Source organism: Mycobacterium sp. NGS16 (assembly GCF_059813225.1).
In genome coordinates this window covers 954162-974947 of the sequence record NZ_JCALEE010000001.1, presented here as the reverse complement: position 1 = coordinate 974947, position 20786 = coordinate 954162, and the positions used below count along the sequence as shown (strand labels likewise).

General features: G+C 67.4%; 19 protein-coding genes, 1 tRNA gene and 1 pseudogene. 11 read left to right on the top strand and 10 right to left on the bottom strand.

The genetic code is table 11. The features are described 5' to 3' along the window. Positions 1-3: 3 nt before the first annotated feature. From nuoL to AC5Y4Q_RS04795, 4 genes are all read left to right on the top strand, one after another. Positions 4-1941, top strand: a complete 1938-nt coding sequence (nuoL, locus tag AC5Y4Q_RS04810; protein WP_499958185.1) for an NADH-quinone oxidoreductase subunit L — start codon at positions 4-6, stop codon at positions 1939-1941. Next, complete coding sequence (locus AC5Y4Q_RS04805) at positions 1938-3500, top strand: NADH-quinone oxidoreductase subunit M (protein ID WP_499958183.1); 1563 nt, start codon at positions 1938-1940, stop codon at positions 3498-3500. The genes nuoL and AC5Y4Q_RS04805 overlap by 4 nt, the downstream gene beginning before the upstream one ends. Positions 3501-3502: 2 nt before the next feature. Beyond that, positions 3503-5095, top strand: a complete 1593-nt coding sequence (gene nuoN / locus AC5Y4Q_RS04800) for an NADH-quinone oxidoreductase subunit NuoN (protein ID WP_499958181.1) — start codon at positions 3503-3505, stop codon at positions 5093-5095. Positions 5096-5161: 66 nt separating this feature from the next. Beyond that, entirely contained in the window at positions 5162-5617 is a 456-nt protein-coding gene (locus AC5Y4Q_RS04795) for a flavin reductase family protein (RefSeq protein WP_499958304.1), read from the top strand. 19 nt (positions 5618-5636) lie between these two features. Here AC5Y4Q_RS04795 and AC5Y4Q_RS04790 read toward each other — a convergent pair whose 3' ends face one another. The 3 genes from AC5Y4Q_RS04790 to AC5Y4Q_RS04780 are packed head-to-tail and all read right to left on the bottom strand — an operon-like array spanning position 5637 to position 7934. Continuing rightward, positions 5637-6635, bottom strand: coding sequence for a Gfo/Idh/MocA family protein (locus AC5Y4Q_RS04790; RefSeq protein WP_499958179.1), 999 nt, complete (start codon positions 6633-6635; stop codon positions 5637-5639). Continuing rightward, on the bottom strand, positions 6632-7327 hold the full coding sequence (locus AC5Y4Q_RS04785) for a PIG-L deacetylase family protein (protein ID WP_499958177.1): 696 nt from the start codon (positions 7325-7327) through the stop codon (positions 6632-6634). The genes AC5Y4Q_RS04790 and AC5Y4Q_RS04785 overlap by 4 nt, the downstream gene beginning before the upstream one ends. 4 nt (positions 7328-7331) lie before the next feature. Beyond that, the gene (locus AC5Y4Q_RS04780; RefSeq protein WP_064922220.1) at positions 7332-7934 is read right to left on the bottom strand and encodes a TetR/AcrR family transcriptional regulator; all 603 of its coding nucleotides are present in this window, start codon (positions 7932-7934) and stop codon (positions 7332-7334) included. Between the two features lie 27 nt (positions 7935-7961). On the opposite strand from AC5Y4Q_RS04780, the gene AC5Y4Q_RS04775 reads away from it, so the two are divergent. After that, positions 7962-9119 (top strand): phosphotransferase family protein, encoded by a 1158-nt coding sequence (locus tag AC5Y4Q_RS04775; protein ID WP_499958174.1) that lies wholly within the window; start codon positions 7962-7964, stop codon positions 9117-9119. Further along, positions 9119-10234, top strand: a complete 1116-nt coding sequence (locus tag AC5Y4Q_RS04770) for an Rv3169 family protein (RefSeq protein ID WP_499958172.1) — start codon at positions 9119-9121, stop codon at positions 10232-10234. The genes AC5Y4Q_RS04775 and AC5Y4Q_RS04770 overlap by 1 nt, the downstream gene beginning before the upstream one ends. A 2-nt stretch (positions 10235-10236) precedes the next feature. Here the strand turns inward: AC5Y4Q_RS04770 and AC5Y4Q_RS04765 are convergent, their stop codons facing one another. Beyond that, positions 10237-11235, bottom strand: coding sequence for a TIGR03617 family F420-dependent LLM class oxidoreductase (locus AC5Y4Q_RS04765; protein ID WP_499958170.1), 999 nt, complete (start codon positions 11233-11235; stop codon positions 10237-10239). 4 nt (positions 11236-11239) lie between these two features. Then, positions 11240-12226: an alpha/beta fold hydrolase gene (locus AC5Y4Q_RS04760; protein ID WP_064922216.1), complete on the bottom strand. Its 987-nt coding sequence runs from the start codon at positions 12224-12226 to the stop codon at positions 11240-11242. A 105-nt stretch (positions 12227-12331) separates the two neighbouring features. Here AC5Y4Q_RS04760 and AC5Y4Q_RS04755 point away from each other — a divergent pair, with 105 nt between their 5' ends. Next, positions 12332-13306, top strand: coding sequence for an NADPH:quinone oxidoreductase family protein (locus AC5Y4Q_RS04755; protein WP_064922215.1), 975 nt, complete (start codon positions 12332-12334; stop codon positions 13304-13306). A gap of 98 nt (positions 13307-13404) precedes the next feature. Next, positions 13405-14226, top strand: coding sequence for a nuclear transport factor 2 family protein (locus AC5Y4Q_RS04750; protein ID WP_064922214.1), 822 nt, complete (start codon positions 13405-13407; stop codon positions 14224-14226). Between the two features lie 11 nt (positions 14227-14237). Here the strand turns inward: AC5Y4Q_RS04750 and AC5Y4Q_RS04745 are convergent, their stop codons facing one another. From AC5Y4Q_RS04745 to AC5Y4Q_RS04735, 3 genes are all read right to left on the bottom strand, one after another. Next, positions 14238-14993, bottom strand: coding sequence for a DUF1295 domain-containing protein (locus AC5Y4Q_RS04745; RefSeq protein WP_499958167.1), 756 nt, complete (start codon positions 14991-14993; stop codon positions 14238-14240). A gap of 84 nt (positions 14994-15077) precedes the next feature. Beyond that, complete coding sequence (locus AC5Y4Q_RS04740; protein WP_499958165.1) at positions 15078-15581, bottom strand: STM3941 family protein; 504 nt, start codon at positions 15579-15581, stop codon at positions 15078-15080. Positions 15582-15615: 34 nt separating this feature from the next. After that, positions 15616-15999 carry a MerR family transcriptional regulator gene (locus AC5Y4Q_RS04735; RefSeq protein ID WP_499958163.1) on the bottom strand — a complete coding sequence of 128 codons (384 nt, stop codon included), beginning with the start codon at positions 15997-15999 and terminating at the stop codon, positions 15616-15618. 77 nt (positions 16000-16076) lie between these two features. Here AC5Y4Q_RS04735 and lipP1 point away from each other — a divergent pair, with 77 nt between their 5' ends. The 3 genes from lipP1 (at position 16077) to AC5Y4Q_RS04720 (ending at position 18912) form a co-directional block, all read left to right on the top strand. Continuing rightward, a complete protein-coding gene (gene lipP1, locus AC5Y4Q_RS04730) occupies positions 16077-17012 on the top strand; it encodes a LipP1 family hormone-sensitive lipase (protein WP_499958161.1) in 936 nt (311 codons plus the stop codon). A gap of 77 nt (positions 17013-17089) precedes the next feature. Next, positions 17090-18496 (top strand): TIGR00366 family protein, encoded by a 1407-nt coding sequence (locus AC5Y4Q_RS04725; RefSeq protein WP_499958159.1) that lies wholly within the window; start codon positions 17090-17092, stop codon positions 18494-18496. A gap of 212 nt (positions 18497-18708) precedes the next feature. After that, positions 18709-18912 carry a cold-shock protein gene (locus AC5Y4Q_RS04720; RefSeq protein ID WP_125225453.1) on the top strand — a complete coding sequence of 68 codons (204 nt, stop codon included), beginning with the start codon at positions 18709-18711 and terminating at the stop codon, positions 18910-18912. A gap of 261 nt (positions 18913-19173) precedes the next feature. Here AC5Y4Q_RS04720 and AC5Y4Q_RS04715 read toward each other — a convergent pair. Together AC5Y4Q_RS04715 and AC5Y4Q_RS04710 are read right to left on the bottom strand one after the other, a co-directional pair. Next, positions 19174-20424, bottom strand: a pseudogene (locus AC5Y4Q_RS04715) (APC family permease); the annotation flags it as partial. A 113-nt stretch (positions 20425-20537) separates the two neighbouring features. Next, positions 20538-20611: transfer RNA gene (locus AC5Y4Q_RS04710), tRNA-Met, on the bottom strand. Between the last annotated feature and the right edge of the window lie 175 nt (positions 20612-20786).

Genomic DNA, 20786 nt, shown 5'->3' with positions numbered 1-20786 from the left:
TCAATGACGAATCTGAGCCAGCTGAGCTGGCTGCTGGTGGCGCTGCCGGCGGCCGGCGCGTTGATCCTGTTGCTCGGCGGGCGGCGGACCGACCGGTGGGGGCACCTGCTGGGCTGCGCCGGCGTGCTGGGGTCGTTCGGAATCGGACTGGCGCTGTTGGCCGAGATGCTGGGCCGGGCGGGCGAGGACCGGACGCTGCACTCTCACCTGTTCAGCTGGGTGCCGGTCGGCGCCCTGCGCGTCGACTTCGGGGTGCTGATCGATCCCCTGTCGATCTGCTTCGTGCTGCTGATCAGTGGTGTGGGCGCGTTGATCCACATCTACTCGATCGGCTACATGGCAGCAGACCCCGACCGGCGGCGTTTCTTCGCCTACCTCAACCTGTTCGTCGCGGCGATGCTGCTGCTGGTCGTCGCCGATAACTACCTGGGCCTCTACGTGGGCTGGGAAGGCGTTGGCCTGGCGTCCTACCTGCTGATCGGATTCTGGTATGCCCGGCCGGTCGCGGCGGCGGCCGGCAAGAAGGCGTTCGTGTCCAACCGCGTCGGCGACATCGGGCTGTCGCTGGCGATGTTCGCCATGTTCGCCGGCTTCGGCACGCTGTCCTTCGACGGATTGTTCAGTGCGGTCAGCGATGCCGGACCCAGTGGGCTCACCACCGCGATCGGCTTGCTGCTGCTACTAGCAGCCTGCGCCAAGTCCGCACAGGTGCCGCTACAGGCCTGGTTGTTCGACGCGATGGAGGGCCCCACCCCGGTGTCGGCGCTGATCCACGCCGCCACCATGGTGACCGCCGGGGTGTACCTGATCGTGCGCTCCGGCCCGGTGTACGACCTGTCGGCCGACGCCCGGCTGGCGGTCGTGGTGGTCGGTGCGGTCACGCTGCTCTTCGGTGCGATCATCGGCTGCGCCAAGGACGACATCAAGCGGGCGCTGGCCGCCTCCACCGTCAGCCAGATCGGCTACATGGTGCTGGCCGCCGGACTCGGCCCGGCGGGCTACGCCGTCGCGATCCTGCACCTGCTGACCCACGGTTTCTTCAAGGCCGGACTGTTCCTGGGTTCCGGGTCGGTGATGCACGGGATGAACGACGAGCAGGACATGCGCCGCTACGGCGCACTGCGGGCCTTCATGCCGGTGACGTTCGTGACGTTCGGCATCTGCTATCTGGCGATCATCGGGGTGCCGCCGTTCGCCGGTTTCTACTCCAAGGACGCCATCATCGAGGCCGCGCTGGCCGCTGGCGGAACCCGAGGCTGGATCCTGGGCGCGGTGACGATCCTGGGTGCGGGCATCACCGCGTTCTACATGACCCGGGTGATGCTGATGACGTTCGGCGGTGAACGCCGCTGGGCAGCCGAAGACAGCGAGGTGAGCGCGGAGCGGGCCCTGCAGCACCCGCACGAGTCCCCGCGGGTGATGACCTGGCCGATGATCGTGCTGGCGGTCGGCGCGGTGGTCTCCGGGGCCGCACTGGCCATCGGAGGGCGCCTGGAGCACTGGCTGGAACCGGTGGTGAGCCCGGTGACCGGTGCGGCCCACGAGACGGCGCACGCCATTCCGGCCTGGCTCACCGGCGCCATCACCCTGGGCATCGTCGTGCTCGGCGCCGCGGTCGCCTACCGCATGTATGGCCGCAAACCGATACCGGTCACCGCGCCCACCGATGTGTCGCCGCTGACGGTGGCGGCCCGCCAGTATCTCTACGGCGATGCCTTCAACGAGGAGGTGTTCATGCGTCCGGGTAACCGACTGGCGCAAGGTCTGGTCGACGTCGACGACCGGGCGGTGGACGGTTCGGTCAACATGCTGGCCGGGCTGGTGGCGATCGGGTCGTATCTCATGCGCCGCCTGCAGACCGGCTTCGTGCGCTCCTACGCGCTGACGATGCTGGCCGGCACGGTGCTGGTCGTGGCGGTAGTCCTGGCGGTGCAACTGTGAACACGCACCTGCCCTGGCTGAGCCTGCTGTGGCTCCTTCCGTTGGCCGGCGCCGGCCTGGTCATCGTGTTGCCGGCCGGGGCCACACGGCTGGCGAAGTGGACCGGCCTGCTGGTGAGCCTGGCGACGCTGGCCGTGGCGATCGTCATCACCGCGGGCTTCGATACCACACCGGTGGCCGCCCCCTACCAGTTCGTCGAATCCCATTCCTGGATACCGGCATTCGGGGCCAGCTACACCCTCGGCGTGGACGGTATCGCGGTGGTGCTGGCGCTGCTGACCGCCGGACTGGTGCCGCTGCTGATGCTTGCCGGCTGGAACGACGGCGGTGAACGCACCCGCGGCCCGCACGCCTTCGCCGCGCTGACGCTGACCGTCGAGGCGATGGTGCTGATCTCGCTGGTCTCGCTGGACGTGCTGCTGTTCTACGTGTTCTTCGAGGCGATGCTGATCCCGATGTACTTCATGATCGGCGGCTTCGGCAACGGCGCCGGACGGTCTCGGGCGGCGTTGAAGTTCCTGCTGTACAACCTGTTCGGCGGTCTGATCATGCTGGCCGCGGTGATCGGGGTGTACGTGGTGAGCGCCGGCGAGAGCGCATCTGGCGGCACGTTCGATTTCCGCGAACTGGTCTCGATGTTCTCCGCGGCGACCACCACCGTGGATCCGGGTGTGCTCAAGCTGCTGTTCGCCGGCTTCATGTTCGCGTTCGCGGTCAAGGCTCCGCTGTGGCCGCTGCACCGGTGGCTGCCCGACGCCGCGGTGGAATCCACCCCGGCGACTGCGGTGCTGATGATGGCGGTCATGGACAAGGTGGGAACCTTCGGCATGCTGCGCTACTGCCTGCAGTTGTTCCCGGACGCCTCAACGTATTTCCGCCCGGCCATCATCGTGCTGGCGGTGATCGGGGTGGTCTATGGCGCGATGGTGGCGATCGGCCAGCGCGACATCATGCGGCTGATCGCCTACACCTCGATCTCACACTTCGGTTTCATCATTCTGGGCATCTTCGTGATGACCAGCCAGGGTCAGAGCGGTTCGACGCTGTACATGCTCAACCACGGACTGTCCACCGCGGCGCTGTTCCTGATCGCCGGGTTCCTGATCGCCCGACGCGACGGCACCCGGTCGATCGCCGACTACGGCGGCGTGCAGAAGGTGGCCCCGGTCATGGCCGGCACCTTCATGGTCGCGGCGATGGCCACTCTGTCACTGCCCGGGCTGGCACCCTTCATCAGCGAATTCCTGGTTCTGCTAGGCACTTTCAACCGATACTGGCTGGCAGCGGCGGTCGGCAGCACCGCACTGGTGCTGTCGTCGATCTACATGCTCTGGCTCTACCAGCGGGTGATGACCGGCCCGGTCACCGCGGGCAACGAACGCATCCGTGATCTGGTGCCGCGGGAGCTCGTCGTCGTCGCACCGTTGATCGCGCTGCTGCTGTTCCTGGGCTGCTACCCGAAACCGGTGCTGGACATCATCAACCCGGGCGTCGAGCACACCTTGACCACGATCGGTCAAACCGACCCGGCACCGCTGACCGCCGAGGGGGCGCACTGACCATGTCGGGCATGCCAACACCCCACGTCGAATACGACCTCCTCCTGCCGCTGCTGATCGTCTTCGGCACCGCGGTCACCGGCGTGCTCTTCGAGGCGTTCGTGGCACGGCGGGCGCGTTACCTGATGCAGGTCCTGCTGGCCCTCGGCGGCTTGGCCGCCGCGTTCGCCGCCGTCGTCGCGGTGGGCCGTGATCTGCCCGCTACCGGTCGCCTCGCGGTGCTGGGCGCGGTGGCGGTCGACCGGCCGGTGCTGGTGCTGCAGGGCACCATCTTGTTGGTCGGGATCATGGCCATCGTGTTCATCGCCGAACGCAACGTCGGCGCCACCGAGGGCCCGGGCGCCGCGACCGCGGTGGCCGCCGCGCCGCGGGGCTTGGATTCGTTCACACCGCAAGCCTCCGCGGTCCCGGGCAGCGTCACCGAAGTCGAGGCCGCGCGCAGCGGGGTGACCCAGACCGAGGTGTTCCCGCTGACCGTGCTGGCGATCGGCGGCATGATGGTGTTCCCTGCCGCCAACGACCTGGTCACCATGTTCGTGGCCCTGGAAGTACTGTCGCTGCCGCTGTATCTGCTGTGCGGGCTGGCCCGCTACCGTCGCCTGCTGTCGCAGGAAGCGGCGTTGAAATACTTTCTGCTGGGCGCATTCTCCTCAGCGCTGTTCCTGTTCGGCGCCGCGCTGATCTATGGCGCGACGGCCACCCTGGCGCTGCCCGAGATCGGCGATCAGTTGTTCGCCCACAGCGGTGACTCGCTGGCGCTGATCGGCGCCGCGCTGCTGTTGGTGGGGCTGTTCTTCAAAGTCGGTGCCGTGCCGTTTCACTCCTGGATTCCCGACGTCTACGTCGGCGCCCCGACACCGATCACCGGTTTCATGGCGGCCGCCACCAAGGTCGCCGCGTTCGGGGCCATGCTGCGCATCATCTATGTCGCGTTACCGGCCCTGCACGACCAGTGGCGCCCCCTGATGTGGCTGGTCGCGGTGCTGACCATGGTGGTGGCGACCATCGCAGCGATCACCCAGACCGACATCAAGCGGATGCTGGCCTACTCCTCGATCGCCCATGCGGGCTTCGTGCTGACCGGCGTGCTGGCGGCGATCCCGGCGGGCGTCTCATCGACGCTGTTCTACCTGGCCGCCTACAGTTTCTCCACCGTCGGCGCCTTCGCGGTGGTGAACCTGATCCGCGGCTCCGGCGGCGAAGAAGAACTCGATATGTCCCGGTGGGCTGGCCTGGGGCAGCGCTATCCCGTTGTGGGCCTGTTGTTTTCGATGTTCCTGTTGGCGTTCGCCGGTATCCCGTTGACCAGTGGTTTCGTCAGCAAGTTCGCGGTGTTCTCCGCGGCCGCCGAAGGCGGCGCCGTCCCGTTGGTGGTAGTCGGCGTGATCGCCAGCGGGGTCGCCGCCTACTTCTACGTCCGGGTGATCGTGCTGATGTTCTTCACCGACTCCCCCGCCGACCCGCCGCAACTGGTGTTACCCAGCGTCTGGAGCAAGGCGGCGATCGCACTGTGCGCCGCGGTCACCATCGGACTGGGCGTGTTCCCGCAGCCGCTGCTCGATCTGGTGGACGCCGCAACCGCGTTCGCACTCTGACCGCGGGCGTGCCGGTTGCGGCAGGTCCATCATGGACAGGTGGACGAATTTCAGCGCCTGGTCGCGATGCTGGACTACACCATGTTCGTGGTGACCACCGAGGCGAACGGGCACCCCTCGGGTTGTCTGGTCGGGTTTGCCACCCAAACCAGCCTGCAGCCACCGCGGTTCCTGGTCGGGGTGTCCAAACGCAATCACACCTTCGGGGTGGCAGCCCGCTCCGGGCACCTGGCCGTGCATGTGCTGTCACGCCGTGACCTTGACCTGGCCCGGCTTTTCGGCGGCCAAACCGGCGACGACATCGACAAGTTCGAGCACTGTAGCTGGCACCGCGGTCCGGCGGGAATGCCCATCCTGGACGACTCGCCGGCATGGTTCGTCGGCAAGACGCTGAATCGGATCGAGCTCGGCGACCACTTGGGTTACCTGTTGGAACCCGTCGCCGGACACGCGTCCCAGCCCGCCGGCGACCTGCTGGCGTTCTCCGATGTCGGCGACGTCGAGCCGGGCCACCCCGCCTGAGGCGGCTCGACCTGGCCACTCAGCCCGGCTGGCGCACCGGCAGACCGGCAGCGGTGTAGATCGCGTCGATGACGGTCATGTTCTCGATCGCGTCCTGCGGCGTGGTCCGCACCGGCGCGCCGCGCAGCACGGCATCGGCGAACGCGTCGAGCTGGAAGGCGTAGGAGGCCCGGTGGGTGAAACGCTCGATGCGCCTGCCTCGCTGGGAGTGGACCCGCAGCCGGTGGAAGTACTGGGGCATCAGCGGGTTGAGCGCCCGCAGTTCGCCACGGTCGCCGATCACGCGGGCGCTGACCTGCAGCAGGTTCGTCGACCACAAGGAGCAGCGGATCGCGCCGGTGTGTCCGGCCGGGAACCGCAACTGCGCCGTCATGGCCCGGTCGATCTGCGGGTCACGCAGTTTCGCTTGTGCGGACACGACTTCCGGTGTCGCACCGCCGAATGTGCGGGCCATGTGCACCGCGTAACAGCCGGCATCCATCAATGCTCCACCGGCGAGCGAGTAGTCGTAGCGGATGTCGGAGAACCGGGGCAACGGGAAGCTCAGCGCGGCCTCCACCCGCCGCAGCGTGCCCAGTTCCCCCGAGGTGATGATCTCTTCGATACGCCGCGTCATCGGGTGATACCGGTAGTGGAAGGCCTCCATCACCACCCGGTCGGACTTGGCGGCCACCTCGGTGATCTGGCGGGCTTCGTCGGCGTTGGCGGTGAACGGCTTCTCGCAGAGCACGTGTTTGCCGGCGGCCAGCGCCGCGAGCGTCCACCGGCCGTGCAGGTTGTTGGGCAGCGGGTTGTAGACCGCGTCGATGTCCGGATCGGCGATCAGCTCGTCGTAGCTGTCGTGCACCCGGCCGATGCCGTGCCGGCGCGCAAACGCCCGGGCGCGCCCGCCGTCGCGGGCGGCAACCGCGCTGACCACCACTTCCGGGTTGGCGGCGGCCGGTTTGAGCAGTGACACCGGGGTGATCCGCGCCGCACCGAATACGCCGATCCGTAGGCCGGGGCTGGCATGGGTCATCGGTCCGCGGCCCTCTCCAGAATGAAACCCGCTACCCGCCGGCCGGTTAGCGTCGGGCAGGTCATGTCGATCACCGCACGCGCCTGCTCGCGTACCGGGGTGTGCGGATCCAGCACCGACAGGTAAACCTCGTGCGCGGCAAGTGAATCCACCGCGGCGTCGAGGTAGTCGTCGACGATTTCGACGTGGGTGGCCCCCGGCCCGTTCTGGAACAGCCGGCGCGGCGGGTCCTCCAGCGCGTCCCAGACGTCGGCGACCGCGGCGGCGAACTCGATGTGGTCGCGTTGGTTGGGAACATCGGGAGCGAACTGCGCGCCGCCGTAGATCGTCACCACCACGTCGGGGCGAACCTCGGCGATCACCGAGGCGATCTTGGCCCGCAGTTCCGGCGTGTTGCGGATGTTGCTGTCCGGGAAGTCCCAGAAGTCGACGTCCGGCACACCCACGAGGGCCGCCGCCCGGCGCTGCTCGGCCTCGCGGATCGCCCCGGCCTGCGCCGCGGCCATCCCGGCGATGCCCGCCTCGCCACGGCAGGCCAGGGCGTAGCAGACGGTCTTGCCGGCGGCGGTCCATTTGGCCACCGCGGCGGCGGTGCCGTACTCGGGGTCGTCGGGGTGTGGCACCAACACCAGCAGCGACGCCCAGTCTTGCGGGAAGGGCTGCGGCCCGGTGGGCCCGAACGACTGAGCCATGGGTCTATGCCATCACACCGTGGGCGATGATGTCGGCGATCCGTTGCACCCAGTCATCATCGAGGTCGTCGTCGGGGCGCAGCATCATCGCCAGCAACGTTGCACCGCCGATAATTTCGACGAGCCGGTCAGGGTCCACGCTTGGTCGCGCATCGCCGCGGCTCACCGAGTCGGCCACCCAGTGCCGCATCACCTCGAACAGGCCCTGGAAACGCTCCAAGATTCGCGCGGTCAACTCGGCGTTGGTCGCCATGTCGGCGATCAGACCGGGCAACGCCGCCCGTACCACCGGGTTGGTGAACGCGTCGCGCGCACCGGCCATCATCGCCCGGAGATCGGTGGCCGCATCACCAGGCGCCGCGGACACCGCACTCGGCGGCACCGAGAACACAGCCTCGTGCACCAGCTCGGCCTTGCTGGGCCACCGACGATACAGCGCGGTCTTGGTCGTGCCGGCCCGCTCCGCGACGGCCGCCAGGCTCAGATTCGTATATCCGACTTCCACAACCAGTTCCACGGCGGCCTTCAATATGGCAGCGTCGATACGGGGATCACGAGGCCGCCCGGCCCCGGACCCCTTGTCAACCGGCGAAGGTTCTGCTTTCATAACGCTACCTGTCGTATCGTAATTACTGTGACGGAGGATGCAAACGTGGTCGACCAACCGACAGTGGAAAGGGACGTCGGCCGGATCCAGCGTTCCAGCCGTGATGTCACCACCCTGCCCACGGTAATGTCTCGCTGGCTTGCCACGCAGTTGCCGGGCGGGGCCACGCCGGAGATCACCGTGGAAAGCGGCGTCGACACCAACGGCATGTCGTCGGAGACGATCATGCTCACCGGCCGCTGGATCGCCGACGGCACCCCGGTCGAGCAAAGTTGGGTGATGCGGGTAGCCCCGGCCGACGAAGACGTCCCGGTGTTTCCGGCCTACCGGTTGGACCATCAATTCGAGGTGATGCGGCGGGTCGGGGAGCTCACCGACGTGCCGGTGCCGAAGGTCCGCTGGATCGAACCCACCGGCGAGATCCTGGGTCGGCCGTTCTTCCTGATGGACCGCGTCGACGGCCAGGTTCCCCCCGACGTCATGCCCTACACCTTCGGCAGCAACTGGTTCGCTGACGCCACCGCCGAGCAGCAACGGACCCTGCAGGACTCCACCGTCGAAGTGCTGGCCAAACTGCACGCGATCCCGGACGCGGCAAGGACGTTCGGCTTCCTCGACGAGGGCCGCCAGGGCGAGTCCGCCCTGCAACGCCACTTCACCCAGATCCGCGACTGGTATGAGTTCGCGGTGCCCGACATCGGCCGCTCGCCGCTGCTGGACCGCACCATCGCCTGGCTGGAGGCCAACTGGCCGGCCGATGCGGCCGCCGGCGAGACGGTGCTGTGCTGGGGTGACTCCCGGGTCGGCAACGTGCTCTACCGCGACTTCCGCCCGGTCGCCGTGCTGGACTGGGAGATGGTGGCGCTGGGGCCGCGCGAACTGGACGTGTCCTGGGTGATCTTCGCGCACCGGGTGTTCGAGGAACTCGCCGGGCTGGCCGGATTGCCCGGGCTGCCCCAGGTGTTGCGCGAAGACGACGTCCGGGCCAGCTACCAGCGCCTGACCGGTGCCGAACTCGGGGACCTGCACTGGTTCTATGTCTACGCCGGACTGATGTGGGCGATCGTGTTCATGCGTACCGGGGCCCGCCGGGTGCACTTCGGGGAGATGGAGAAGCCCGACAACCCCGAATCACTCTTCTACCACGCAGGATTGCTGAAAAAGCTGATCGGAGAACAGAACTGATGTTGGGACCACTCGACGAATACCCGGTTCACCAACTGCCGCAACCGATCGCCTGGCCGGGCTCCTCGGACCGCAACTTCTACGACCGGTGCTACCTGAACGCCCACGACCGCACCGGGGACATCTTCTTGATCACCGGTTGCGGCTACTACCCCAACCTCGGCGTGAAAGACGCCTTCGTGCTGGTGCGCCGGGGTGACACCCAGACCGCGGTGCACTTCTCCGACGCCATCGACCAAGACCGGCTCAACCAGCAGGTGGGCGGCTATCGCATCGAGGTCACCGACCCGCTGCGCTCTCTGCGCGTGGTGTGCGAGGAGACCGAGGGCATCGCGGTCGACCTGCGCTGGCAGGCCCTGTTCGATCCGGTGCAAGAACAGCCGCACATCCTGCGGTCCGGCAACCGGGTCACGCTGGACGCGCAGCGTTTCGCCCAGCTGGGCTCCTGGAGCGGCCAGATCGTCATCGACGGCGAGGAGATCGCCGTCGATCCGTCGGTCTGGATCGGATCACGGGACCGGTCCTGGGGGATTCGCCCGGTCGGCGAACGCGAACCGGCCGGCCGGCCCGCCGATCCGCCGTTCGACGGGATGTGGTGGCTGTATGTGCCGATGGCGTTCGACGAGTTCGCGGTGGTGATGATCATCCAGGAGGAGCCCGACGGGTTCCGCTCGCTCAATGACTGCACCCGGGTCTGGCGTGACGGCCGGGTCGAGCAGCTGGGCTGGCCGCGGGTTTCCACCCGGTATCGCTCCGGCACCCGCATCGCCACCGGCGCCACCATCGAAGCGACCCGACCCGATGGCACCCCGGTGGTGTTCGAAGTGGAATCCAAACTGCCCGTACCGATTCACGTCGGCGGCGGGTACGGCGGCGACACCGACTGGCTGCATGGGGAGTGGAAGGGTGAGAAGTTCACCCAGCGGCTGACCTACGACATGACCGATCCGGGCATCATCGCGCGGACCAGCTTCGGGATGATCGATCACGTGGGGCGTGCGATGTGCCGCGAGGGCGACAGCGCCCCGGTCGAGGGCTGGGGCCTCTATGAGCACGGTGTGCTGGGCCGCCATGACCCGACGGGGTTCCCCGACTGGGTCACCATGGCGCCCTAGCGCTAACCCAATTCGCTGACGATCGCCCCGACGACCGCCGGGGCGATCGGCGCAGCCTGGTAAACGCAGACCGTGTCGGCTATTCCGTCGACCCGGTCGCGGATGCGCGCGGCCACCTGCGCCGGAGTACCGCACGCGGCGATGGTGTGCAGGATCTCGTCGGTGATCCGGGCGCCCATCTGCGCCCATTGGCCCTGCTTGGACAGCGCGTTGAGCTCCGGCTGCAGGTCCTGCCAGCCGTGCGCGGCCAGCACCGGCGCATACGCCGGAGTCGACGCATAGAAACCAAGCAACATCCGGGCGGCGGCTTCGGCGGCCTCCCGCTCGGCATCCGTGGCGCCGGTGGCCACGATGATCTCCGGGACGACGCGGAAATCCTCGGCGCGACGTCCGGCTTGAGCAAGCCCCGCACGCACCGCGGACATGGTGCTCTCATGCAGGAATCGCTTGGTGGAGAACGGCATCACCAGCAGCCCGTCGGCGTGCTCGGCCGCCGCGCGGGTCAGCCGGGGCCCCAATGCGCCGAGGTAGATCGGCGGGGCGCCGTGCGGGTTCGGTCCGGGGCTGAAGGTCGGCGTCATCAAGGTGTGCTGGTAGTAGTCGCCGCGAAAGTCCAGCCGTGCACCGGTGCTCCAGGCCTCGAAGATGGCCCGCAGTGCCGCGATCAGTTCGACCATCCGGTGCACCGGGTGGTCGAAGGCGGCGCCGAATCGCTTCTCGATCTGGGTGCGGATCTGGGTGCCCAACCCCAGGACGAACCGTCCGCCGCTGAGCAGCTGATGGTCGTTAGCCTGGTGTGCCAGATGAATCGGGTTGCGCGGGAACGCGATCGCGACGTTGGTCATCAGATCCAGCCCGCCGACGCCGGCCGCCAGCGTCAGCGGCGCAAACACGTCGTGCGGGCCCTCGAAGGTGAACACTCCGTGCACGCCGGAGTCGCGCAGTTCGCGCGCCTGGTCGGCGACACCGGTCAACCCGCTCAGCGCGGTGAGGACTTTCACGGCGCTACGAGATGATTTCGCGAGCGGCCGTCAGGCCGTCGGCGGATCCGGTGGCCAGTTCCACGAGGTCGCGCAGCTCCCGGTTCACCGCGCCGGGGTGCTCAAGGATCGAGCAGTGTCCTCCACTCATTTCGACGAACCTCACGAGATTGGGTGCGGCCTTGGCGATCCGGCGCGAGGCGACGATCGGCAGCAGCCGGTCGCGGGTGCTGCCGATGACCAGGGTCGGTACCGTCAAGCCGTCGAGGCTGATGTGCGACGGGCCGAGCGAATCGACAAGCACGCGCACCCAGTGACCGCGACTGGCCGGCGGGGTCTTGGCGAACAGATCGCAGATCAACGGTGCCACCGAGGAATCGGCCTCACCGCCGACCGCGAGCATGTGCACGAACCGTCGTACCGCCACGTTCGCCGGCCCGACGATCGGAACCGTGCCGAACGTCAGCAGAATCCGGCGCGCCGCCTGCACCCGCGCCTGGTGCAGCGGCGGCGGCACCTGGAACAGGTCGACGTGCGCAAGCAGGTCACCGGTGGTGGTGTTGATCAGCGCAACCGCGTCAGCCCGCTGCTCGACCCGGTGCCGGTACCGATCCGACCAGGCGCTGATCGCGATGCCGCCCATCGAGTGTCCGGCGATCACGGCGCGCTCCCCCGGTTCCAGGGTGGCTTCGAGCACCGAGTCGAGGTCGGAAGCCAGGTGGGTCAGGCTGTACCCGCCGCGCGGGGGCACCTCGCTGCGCCCGTGACCGCGGTGGTCGTAGGCGATCACCCGGTAGTCGCGGGTCAGGTCGGCGATCTGATGGCCCCAGACCCGGATGGCGCAGGTGATGCCGTGTGCCAGCACGATCGGGTAACCGTCGGGCGGGCCGAAGACCTCGGCGTGCAGGCGGGTTCCATCTGCTGCCCGGACCGCCACGGTGCGGCCGGGCGGCAACGCCGCCGGAAACCTGTCGGCGCGACTGCCCCGCCGACCGGGCCGTTGAGAACTCATTGCCACCCCATCGGAGATGCGGCAACGCTGCCGCACCGCGAGTGTACGCGCCGTGGTTTAGGTTTTCGGTAGGCCACTGCGCTCCAGCTGACGAAGGAGGCGCCCATGCGCGCGGTACAGATATCCCAGCTCGACGGACCGGCAGCCGCCCGTCTGGTCGACCTCGACGAGCCCGCCGGCGACGGGGCGGTCGTCGTCGACGTCCACGCCGCCGGAGTGGCGTTTCCCGATGTGCTGCAGTCCCGTGGGCTCTACCAGCACAAACCCGAACTGCCGTTCGTACCGGGCGGGGAGGCGGCCGGCGTGGTGCGCAGCGCCCCGCCCGGCGCGCATGTCCGCGCCGGTGACCGGGTGGCCGCACTGACCATGCTCAACGGCGCGATGGCGCAGGTGATCGCGCTGCCGGCCGCCCAGGTGTTCAAGCTGCCCGACACCGTGTCGTTCGAGGCCGGGGCGGGCCTGCTGTTCAACGACCTGACCGTGCTGTTCGCGCTGACCACCCGCGGCGGGTTGACGCAGGGCCAGACGGTGCTGGTGCACGGCGCGGCCGGCGGCATCGGTACCTCGACGCTGCGGCTGGCCGGTCCACTGGGAGCGTCGCGGGTGATCGCCGTGGTGTCCACCCCCGCCAAAGCCGAGGTGGCCCGGGCCGCCGGTGCCACCGACACGGTGCTGGCCGACGGCTTCCGTGACGCGGTCGCCGAACTGACCGGCGGCAAAGGGGTGGACCTGGTACTCGACCCGGTCGGCGGTGACCGGGTCACCGACTCGCTGCGGTCGCTGGCGCCCGGCGGCAAGCTGCTGGTGGTGGGGTTCACCGGCGGTGAGATTCCGACGGTGAAGGTGAACCGGCTGCTGCTCAACAACATCGACGTGGTCGGCGTCGGCTGGGGCGCCTGGGTGATGTCGCATCCGGGCGAGCTGGAACGGCAGTGGTCGGTGTTGGAGCAGCTGCTGGCCTCCGGAACCGTGACCGCGCCGCAACCACAGGTGTTCGCCCTGGAGCAGGCCGCAGATGCGTTGGCGGCGCTGGAAAGCCGCACCGCGGCCGGCAAGGTGGTGCTGCGGATGCGCGATTAGGGCGTCATCACCGCTGATGTCGCGTTCGCGGCCTTATGTCGTGGTGACCGTTCGCGGGCCGCCCGGCCAGTACCGTTTTCGAACTGAGAGGAATCCCGATGCCAGACCGACGTCGCCCGCACAGTGCCGGTGCACTGCTCGAAGCCGTCGAGCAATCGCCGAAAGCTGTCGCAGCGCACGATAAGTCGGCTTGGGTCGCCCTCTTCGCCGCAGACGGTCAGGTCAACGATCCGGTGGGCTCGACTCCCCATATCGGCACGGGCGCTATCGAGCGTTTCTTCGATACCTTCATCGCGCCCAACACCATCAAGTTCGACGTCGAACATGATGTGGTGTCAGGCATGTCGGTGCTGCGCGACCTCACGGTCTACACCACGATGTCGACGGGCGTCACCATGCAGATCCCGATGCATCTGCGTTATGACCTCGTTTCAGCCGGGCCGGAAGGCGCGCCGGAGATCCAGAAGTTGTTTGCGTACTGGGAACTGCCGACGATGATCTGGCAGCTGCTCAGCTCTGGTGGCCGTGGCCTTTTGGCGTCGTTGATTCTGGGCCCACAACTGGTTCGGCACCAGGGGTTGTCCGGCGCCGTCGGCTTCTTGCGCGGCCTTGCCGGAGTGCGGAAGCGGGGAAAGCGTTGCGTGACCGACCTTGTCGCGGCCTTGGCGCAGGCGGACGCGGCCGCCGTTTCGCCGCTGCTGACTCCGGGTGCCGCCTTGAGCCTGGACGGTGTTTCGGAGACCTCGGTTGCCGAGTTCGTCTCCGCAGCACGGCATCTACAGGTGGACAAGCTCCTTGCCGCGGGGCACACCATATCTGCGACTGTGCATCTGAACGGCAAACGCGGCGTGGGATTGTTTGAATTCTCTCACGAGGCCGCTTACCCCGGCATGATGTCCGCTGTCCGCCTCTATATCTGAGCCACACCCAGCTACAGCACGCCCGGAATGATCGCCTTGCGGTTAGGCGGGTAGTCGGGGAACTGCTGCAGATACCACTTGTGGGTGGCCATCGCCCGCGGTCCCAGATTGGCGATGGAGAAGAGCAGGAAGATCAGCCCCGGAACGGTCCAGGCCATGATCGCCCAGCCCGCCCACAGTATGAGCTCACCGAAGTAGTTGCCCGAAGACACCCAGCGATACACCCCGCCGTAGGGGATGCTGTACCCGCTGCTGCCATCGGCGCGCAGGCCGATCAGGACGCGGTCGGCCTGGAAGTTGATCCCCCAGCCGATCACTGCCACGGCGAGGCCCAGGATAAAGCGGGGGTCGGCAAACCAACGGTCCTGCTGCAAGTGCGGGGCCAGTGCCACCGCGTAGCCGTTGGCGAACCCGTTGACGGCGTTGAAGGTGAAGCCGAAGGCGATACCGGAGACCGGGAACCGTTTGTCATCGCCTTTGCGGCTCAGCGGATAGATCAACCCCCGGTAGAGGTAGTGGCACTGCCACAGTGCGTACAACACGATCGCCGGTGCCCCGTGCTGATGCGCGATGAGCCAGAATGTCACGGTAAAAGCCCACCACTGCGGGCATTCGAACATCAGCCAGCTGATTTTTCCGGGCAGCGTGAAGCGCTGGTCCGGGCTGGCGAAGCGGCCGTATGGGTTGGTGAACCAAAAGCTGCTGGCGAAGGTCACGGCCGTCAGGACGATCAGGAAGACGATAGCGGCGTGGTAGAGACCGGCCATGGCGGAACCTTCCATCCAGGACGAAAAGCAGTAGTAGCACATCGGGCCACCTTGAGGTCGGCAAGGTCAGGCCACGGATGCTGACTAAACCGCGGGGTCTTCCCGTTTGCCCGGTGCGAAGTAGTCGAACGCGGCGCGCATCTCGCTGAGCTTTCCGTCGGTGCCCTGCAGCGACAGCGTGACGTGGCCAAAGAATTTGCCCCCCAGCCGCTTCCGGCCGGCGAACGCGGACGCCTCGTCGAGGAACAAGTGCGCCAGCTGCACCCGGCCCGCGTCCACGGTCGCGATCCGCTCGATGGCGCTCCACGGGATCACCCGTCTACCGTTGCGACGCCCGTAGACCCCTTCGGCGTCGATGCGGACCTCGACGCCGGACTGAAAGAGCCGCGGCACGAGCACCGCCAGGCTGAGCCCGAAGAAGACGATTCCGATCCAGCCCCATACGTGCGTAGCGCCTACTGACCAACGCCGAGGGGGGTCTACCGGCCCGAATCCGCCCACCATCCACACCCCGCCCAGAACGAATGCCAGAGCGATGGCGACCAGCAAGGCGATCCGCCGCCGGTCCAGATGGGCTTCGAATGGCATGAGCGTGTCCTCCCGGTACGTCGACGCTATGACACTAGACGTCGGTATCGCTGATGCGCGCCTTGAACTCCGGGCACTCGACCAGTGGAGTATGGGTGCAGGTCACAGCGTGGGTGAGGCTGTCGCGCATTCGGGTAAGCCGGGCGATCTCCTCGTCGAGCTGGTGGGCTTTCTCGGCCATGCGTGAGCGCAACTCGGTATCGCTGGGCGTGGCGCGCAGGAACCGCTCGATCTGGGCCAGCGTGAACCCGGCGGCCTTGGCGCAGCTGATCAGTGCGAGCCGATCGAGCACGTCTGGTTCGTAGGTGCGGCGAAGGCCGTTGCGTTCACCGGAGCTGATCAACCCGCGCCGCTCGTAGAACCGCAGCGCCGATGACGTCAGGCCGGATCGGGTGGCCACCTCGGCGATGTCCAGCATGGCCTTCTCCTTGACTTGAAGTGCGGTTCAAGTCAGAGACTAACGGTGAACCGCCCACAAGGAAAGGAATCCCAGTCATGCCGCTACATCCCCAGGTCCAGGCTCACCTCGAGCGACTGGCCGGCACCAACTTCGCCGACCTGCACGCTTTCGCCCCCGAACAGGTCCGTCAGGGCATGCGCCTGATGGCACACCGCGTGGGCGCCTGTGAAACCGTCGCCAGCGTGCGAGATCGCACCATTTCCACGAAAGTCGGCGAACTACCGGTCCGGATCTATCACCCGCAGCCGAACCAGCTGCGCCCGGTGATCGTGTTCTTCCACGGCGGTGGTTTCGTGCTCGGTGACCTCGACACCCACGATGGGCTGGCCCGGGCGCTGGCGAACCGCTGCGGCCGTGTCGTCGTCTCCGTCGACTATCCGCTGGCGCCGGAACACAAGTACCCGGCCGCGATCAACGCCGCCTTCGCTGCAACGACGTGGGTGGCCGAGCACGCCGCCGAGTTCGGCGGCAACGGCGCCGACCTCGCCGTCGCCGGTGACAGCGCCGGCGGCAACCTGGCCGCCGTCGTCGCGCTGATGGCCCGCGATGCCGGCGGGCCGGCGATCGCACACCAGGTACTGATCTACCCCGACGTGGATTTTCGGCGGTCGAACGTCTCGATCCGGGAGTTCGCCGGCAGGTACGGCAACATCAGCCGGGCGACCCAACAGTGGTTCATGGACCACTACCTGACCAGCGAGGACCGGAAGCTCGATCCCCACGTCTCGCCGCTACTGGCGCCCAGCCTCGAACATCTCCCGACGACTTTCATCGTCACCGCGGAGTTCGACGCCCTGCGTGATGAGGGCGAGCAATACGGGGCGCGCCTGCGGGCGGCGGGCGTTCACACCATCGTCAATCGCTACGACGGCATGATCCACGAATTCATCCGCTGGCCGTTCGACGCCGCCGACCGGGCGCTCGACGACATCGCCGCCGCGCTCGCAAAGGCACAGGTGTCTTCGCCCTGACGCCTTGAAACGATGACAGGATGAGCTCCTGCTCGACGAGCCGCTCGCGCGGGCGGTTCCAGGGAAGGGGCAACGCCATGACGACGAGCTCGGCGCACCGGGTCCAACGTCGAAGCGTCATGCAGTCACTCACCGGGCTCAGTGTTCGCTATGTCGAGCGTCTGATGCCCGACCCGTATCTGTTCGCGGTGATCCTCACGCTCATCGTCGCCGGCCTGGTCGCTGTGCTGGTACGCGGAGCATCGGCCCACGGCCTGGTGACCGCCTGGTACAGCGGGGTGTGGGGACCGCAGAACATCTTCACGTTCGCCTTCCAGATGGTGCTGATCCTGGTGACGGGCTACACGCTGGCCGAAGCGCCGGTGCTCAAGCGAGCCATTGTCCGAGTCGCGGGTATGCCGCGCAACCAGGCGCAGGGGGCGCTGCTGTGCTTTTCCGTCAGTGCCGTTCTGTCCCTGGTGAACTGGGGCCTAGGGCTGGTGGCCGGCGCGCTGGTGGCCCGGCAGGTGGCACGGCGTTTCCCCGACTCGCATTTCGGCTACCTGATCGCCGCGGCGTTCATGGGCTTCATCGTCTGGACGCAGGGGCTCTCGTCATCGATCGCACTGGCCAACACCGACGCCGGCAGCCCGATCAACGTGATCCACAAGATCGCCGGATTCACCGTGCCGTTGAGCCACACCATCTTCCAGCCCTACAGCTGGCTGTCGGTGATCGTCGTGCTAGCGGTGCTCGCGGTTGCGGTGTGGCGGATGGAGCCTTCGCTCACCCTCGCGCCGGATGCCGCGGTGTTCGAGGACGACGATCCGCTCGTCGAGCCCCAGCGCAGCACGACGTTCGCCGAACGGCTGGAGGACCAGTGGGTGCTCAACGTGTTGGTGTTCGTCGCCGGCATGGCGTATTTCGTGATGAGTGGTTTCGCGCTGAACATCTCCTCGATGATCATGCTGTTCACCATCACCGGTGCGCTGCTGCACCGCACGCCGATCCGCTTCATCCGGGCGTTCACCGGGGCCGCGAAGGTGTCCGGTCCCCTGCTGCTGCAGTACCCGCTCTACGGCGGCCTGGTGGGGCTGCTGGCCTATCAAGGCGCCGAGGACTCCCAGCCGCTGCAGACGTTGTTGGCCCAGACGCTGGTCGACGGCGCGACGCAGTACACGCTGCCGTTCCTGACGTTCATCGGCTCGGTGCTCATCAGCCTGTTCGTGCCGTCCGGCGGTGGGCACTGGGCGGTACAGGGCCCGATCGCGGTCGACTCGGCGCTGGCGATCGGCCAGCACTCGCCCGCCTATCTCGGGTTGATCTCCATGGCCGTCGCCGTCGGTGAGGGCGTGGCGAACATGGTCCAGCCGTTCTGGCTACTGCCGCTGCTGGCGATCGCCAAGCTCAATGTCCGCCAGGTGATGGGCTTTACGGTCGTCGCGTTCGTCATCGGGCTGGCGGTGATGGGGGCGATGACGTTGATTGCGCCGTGGGTGATTTGAGCGCAGTCGTCATTCCTTGATATCTGCCCTTGCTTGTCGGATCCTCGATCCGTCGCGGATGTGTGGGCTGGGGTGACGCCTATCATCACAGCCTGACTCCATCGTTCTCTGCTCGCTGCACAGCCGTGGACCGCGACCAGGCAATCCACCGTGCTACCGTCAATGACGCGCATCTTGCTTGATGCGCTTGGAAAAATGAGAGAAGTTAAGTAATGGCACAGGGCACTGTGAAATGGTTCAATGGCGAAAAGGGCTTCGGCTTCATCGCCCCCGATGGCGGAGCGCCTGACGTCTTCGTTCACTACTCCGAGATCAGTGGCGGCGGATTCCGCACGCTCGAAGAGAACGCTCGGGTTCAGTTCGAGGTAGAACAGGGCGCGAAAGGTCCACAGGCTGTGGGCGTTTCGGTAATCTGATCGAACACACAGACTTCAAAAGGCTGTCGCAGCGCACGCTGCGACAGCCTTTTTTGTGACCCGTGTGCCGGCCTTGCCGACCGGGTCGCCGATGTGGGCCTGTTGGTGGTCGGAGCCATCAGCGATAGCGGCTGCTCACCGCCGCGGGGTCGGTAAGACCGACGGGTTGGACGCGGTGCGTACCGCGCGCTCGGTACTGGGATTCGAGACATCATGGTTGCGGTTTCCCGCTCGCTATCGGTCCCTGCCACCAACCGCGCCGAGCTGCCGTGCACCGTAGGCGGCGATTCCGACGGTGAACACGGCGATTCCAGCAAGGATTGCAGAGAGCGGCAACGCGAATGCCACGACCACGCACCCGGCCAGCCCGACGATCGGGATCAGCCGCGGTGGACGGCCTTCCCCGGCCGACAGTGTCCAGGCCGAGGCGTTCGCCACCGCGTAGTAGACCAGGACAGCGAACGAGGAGAACCCGATCGCGCCCCGGATATCGGTAGTGGCAGCCACGGTGGCGACCACGGCCCCCACGGCCAGCTCGGCGCGATGGGGCACCCCGAACCGGGGATGCACCGCTGCCAGCACCGGCGGCAGATACCGGTCGCGGGCCATGGCCAGCGTCGTCCGTGACACCCCCAAGATCAGCGCCAGCAGCGATCCCATGGCCGCCGCTACTGCCCCCACCCGTACCACCGGGGCCAGCCACTGCGCCCCGGCGTCGGTGACGACCTGGGCCAACGGCGCGGACGACTCCGCAAGCCCTTGTGGGCCAAGAACATTCAACGCCGCGACCGCTACCAGTGCATAAACCACCAGCGTGATCCCCAGGGCGATCGGGATCGCCCGGGGAATGGTGCGGGCTGGGTCACGTACTTCTTCGCCCAAGGTGGCGATGCGCGCATAGCCGGCGAACGCAAAGAACAGCAGTCCCGCCGCTTGGAGCACTCCGCCGGCCGACACCCAGGAGACGCTGGGCGCCTCGAGCGGGGCCCGGGGGGCGCCGAGCGCGGCCACGGTCACCGCAGCCAGCACCGCCAGCACCACAGCCACGATCACCCGGGTCAACCGCGCCGATTTCTGCACACCCACCACGTTCACGGCGGTCAACGCCACCACGGCGGCCACCGCGACCGCGTGCGGATGCGCCGGCCACGCATAGAACCCCACCGTCAACGCCATCGCGGCGCACGACGCGGTCTTGCCGACCACGAACCCCCAGCCGGCCAGGTATCCCCAGAATGGGCCCAGGCGCTCGCGCCCGTACACATACGTGCCGCCAGAAGTCGGATACACCGCCGCCAAGCGTGCCGAGGAGGTCGCATTGCAGTAGGCGATCACCGCCGCGATCGCCAACCCGACCAGCAGTGCCCCACCGGCGGCGAGCGCCGCCGGGGCCAGGGCCACGAAGATCCCGGACCCGATCATCGACCCCAGGCCGATCATCACTGCGTCGAACACGCCCAACTGACGCCGCAATGCCGCGGGCGCGGCCGGTTCGGCACCGGGCGCTGACATCTCCGGCTCGTCCGGCATCAGTGAATGTTCCCAAATGTGCCTCGCGTCGGGAAGACGGCCGAGAAGACGACAACGGCCCCCCGGAGCGTTCTCCGGGGGGCCGTTGCCACTAGTAGCGGGGACAGGATTCGAACCTGCGACCTCTGGGTTATGAGCCCAGCGAGCTACCGAGCTGCTCCACCCCGCGTCGGTGTCTACGAGGCTACCGAACGGAGGCCCGAGGCGCCAAATCGTCCGCGTCACCACCCCGACCGCCCCGCAACGCAGGCGTAATCGAGATTAACAATTCCGGGCGGGCGGTCGACAGCCCGCGCCCCGCCGACACCGCCCCGCCGGCTGACGTCAACGCCGTCCACTGGCAT

Coding starts and splice junctions, on each gene's coding strand:
- nuoL (WP_499958185.1), top strand. CDS start 4: ATGACGAATCTGAGCCAGCTGAGCTGGCTGCTGGTGGCGCTGCCGGCG.
- nuoN (WP_499958181.1), top strand. CDS start 3,503: ATGTCGGGCATGCCAACACCCCACGTCGAATACGACCTCCTCCTGCCG.
- AC5Y4Q_RS04795 (WP_499958304.1), top strand. CDS start 5,162: ATGCTGGACTACACCATGTTCGTGGTGACCACCGAGGCGAACGGGCAC.
- AC5Y4Q_RS04790 (WP_499958179.1), bottom strand. CDS start 6,635: ATGACCCATGCCAGCCCCGGCCTACGGATCGGCGTATTCGGTGCGGCG.
- AC5Y4Q_RS04785 (WP_499958177.1), bottom strand. CDS start 7,327: ATGGCTCAGTCGTTCGGGCCCACCGGGCCGCAGCCCTTCCCGCAAGAC.
- AC5Y4Q_RS04780 (WP_064922220.1), bottom strand. CDS start 7,934: ATGAAAGCAGAACCTTCGCCGGTTGACAAGGGGTCCGGGGCCGGGCGG.
- AC5Y4Q_RS04770 (WP_499958172.1), top strand. CDS start 9,119: ATGTTGGGACCACTCGACGAATACCCGGTTCACCAACTGCCGCAACCG.
- AC5Y4Q_RS04760 (WP_064922216.1), bottom strand. CDS start 12,226: ATGAGTTCTCAACGGCCCGGTCGGCGGGGCAGTCGCGCCGACAGGTTT.
- AC5Y4Q_RS04755 (WP_064922215.1), top strand. CDS start 12,332: ATGCGCGCGGTACAGATATCCCAGCTCGACGGACCGGCAGCCGCCCGT.
- AC5Y4Q_RS04750 (WP_064922214.1), top strand. CDS start 13,405: ATGCCAGACCGACGTCGCCCGCACAGTGCCGGTGCACTGCTCGAAGCC.
- AC5Y4Q_RS04745 (WP_499958167.1), bottom strand. CDS start 14,993: ATGGCCGGTCTCTACCACGCCGCTATCGTCTTCCTGATCGTCCTGACG.
- AC5Y4Q_RS04740 (WP_499958165.1), bottom strand. CDS start 15,581: ATGCCATTCGAAGCCCATCTGGACCGGCGGCGGATCGCCTTGCTGGTC.
- AC5Y4Q_RS04735 (WP_499958163.1), bottom strand. CDS start 15,999: ATGCTGGACATCGCCGAGGTGGCCACCCGATCCGGCCTGACGTCATCG.
- lipP1 (WP_499958161.1), top strand. CDS start 16,077: ATGCCGCTACATCCCCAGGTCCAGGCTCACCTCGAGCGACTGGCCGGC.
- AC5Y4Q_RS04725 (WP_499958159.1), top strand. CDS start 17,090: ATGACGACGAGCTCGGCGCACCGGGTCCAACGTCGAAGCGTCATGCAG.
- AC5Y4Q_RS04720 (WP_125225453.1), top strand. CDS start 18,709: ATGGCACAGGGCACTGTGAAATGGTTCAATGGCGAAAAGGGCTTCGGC.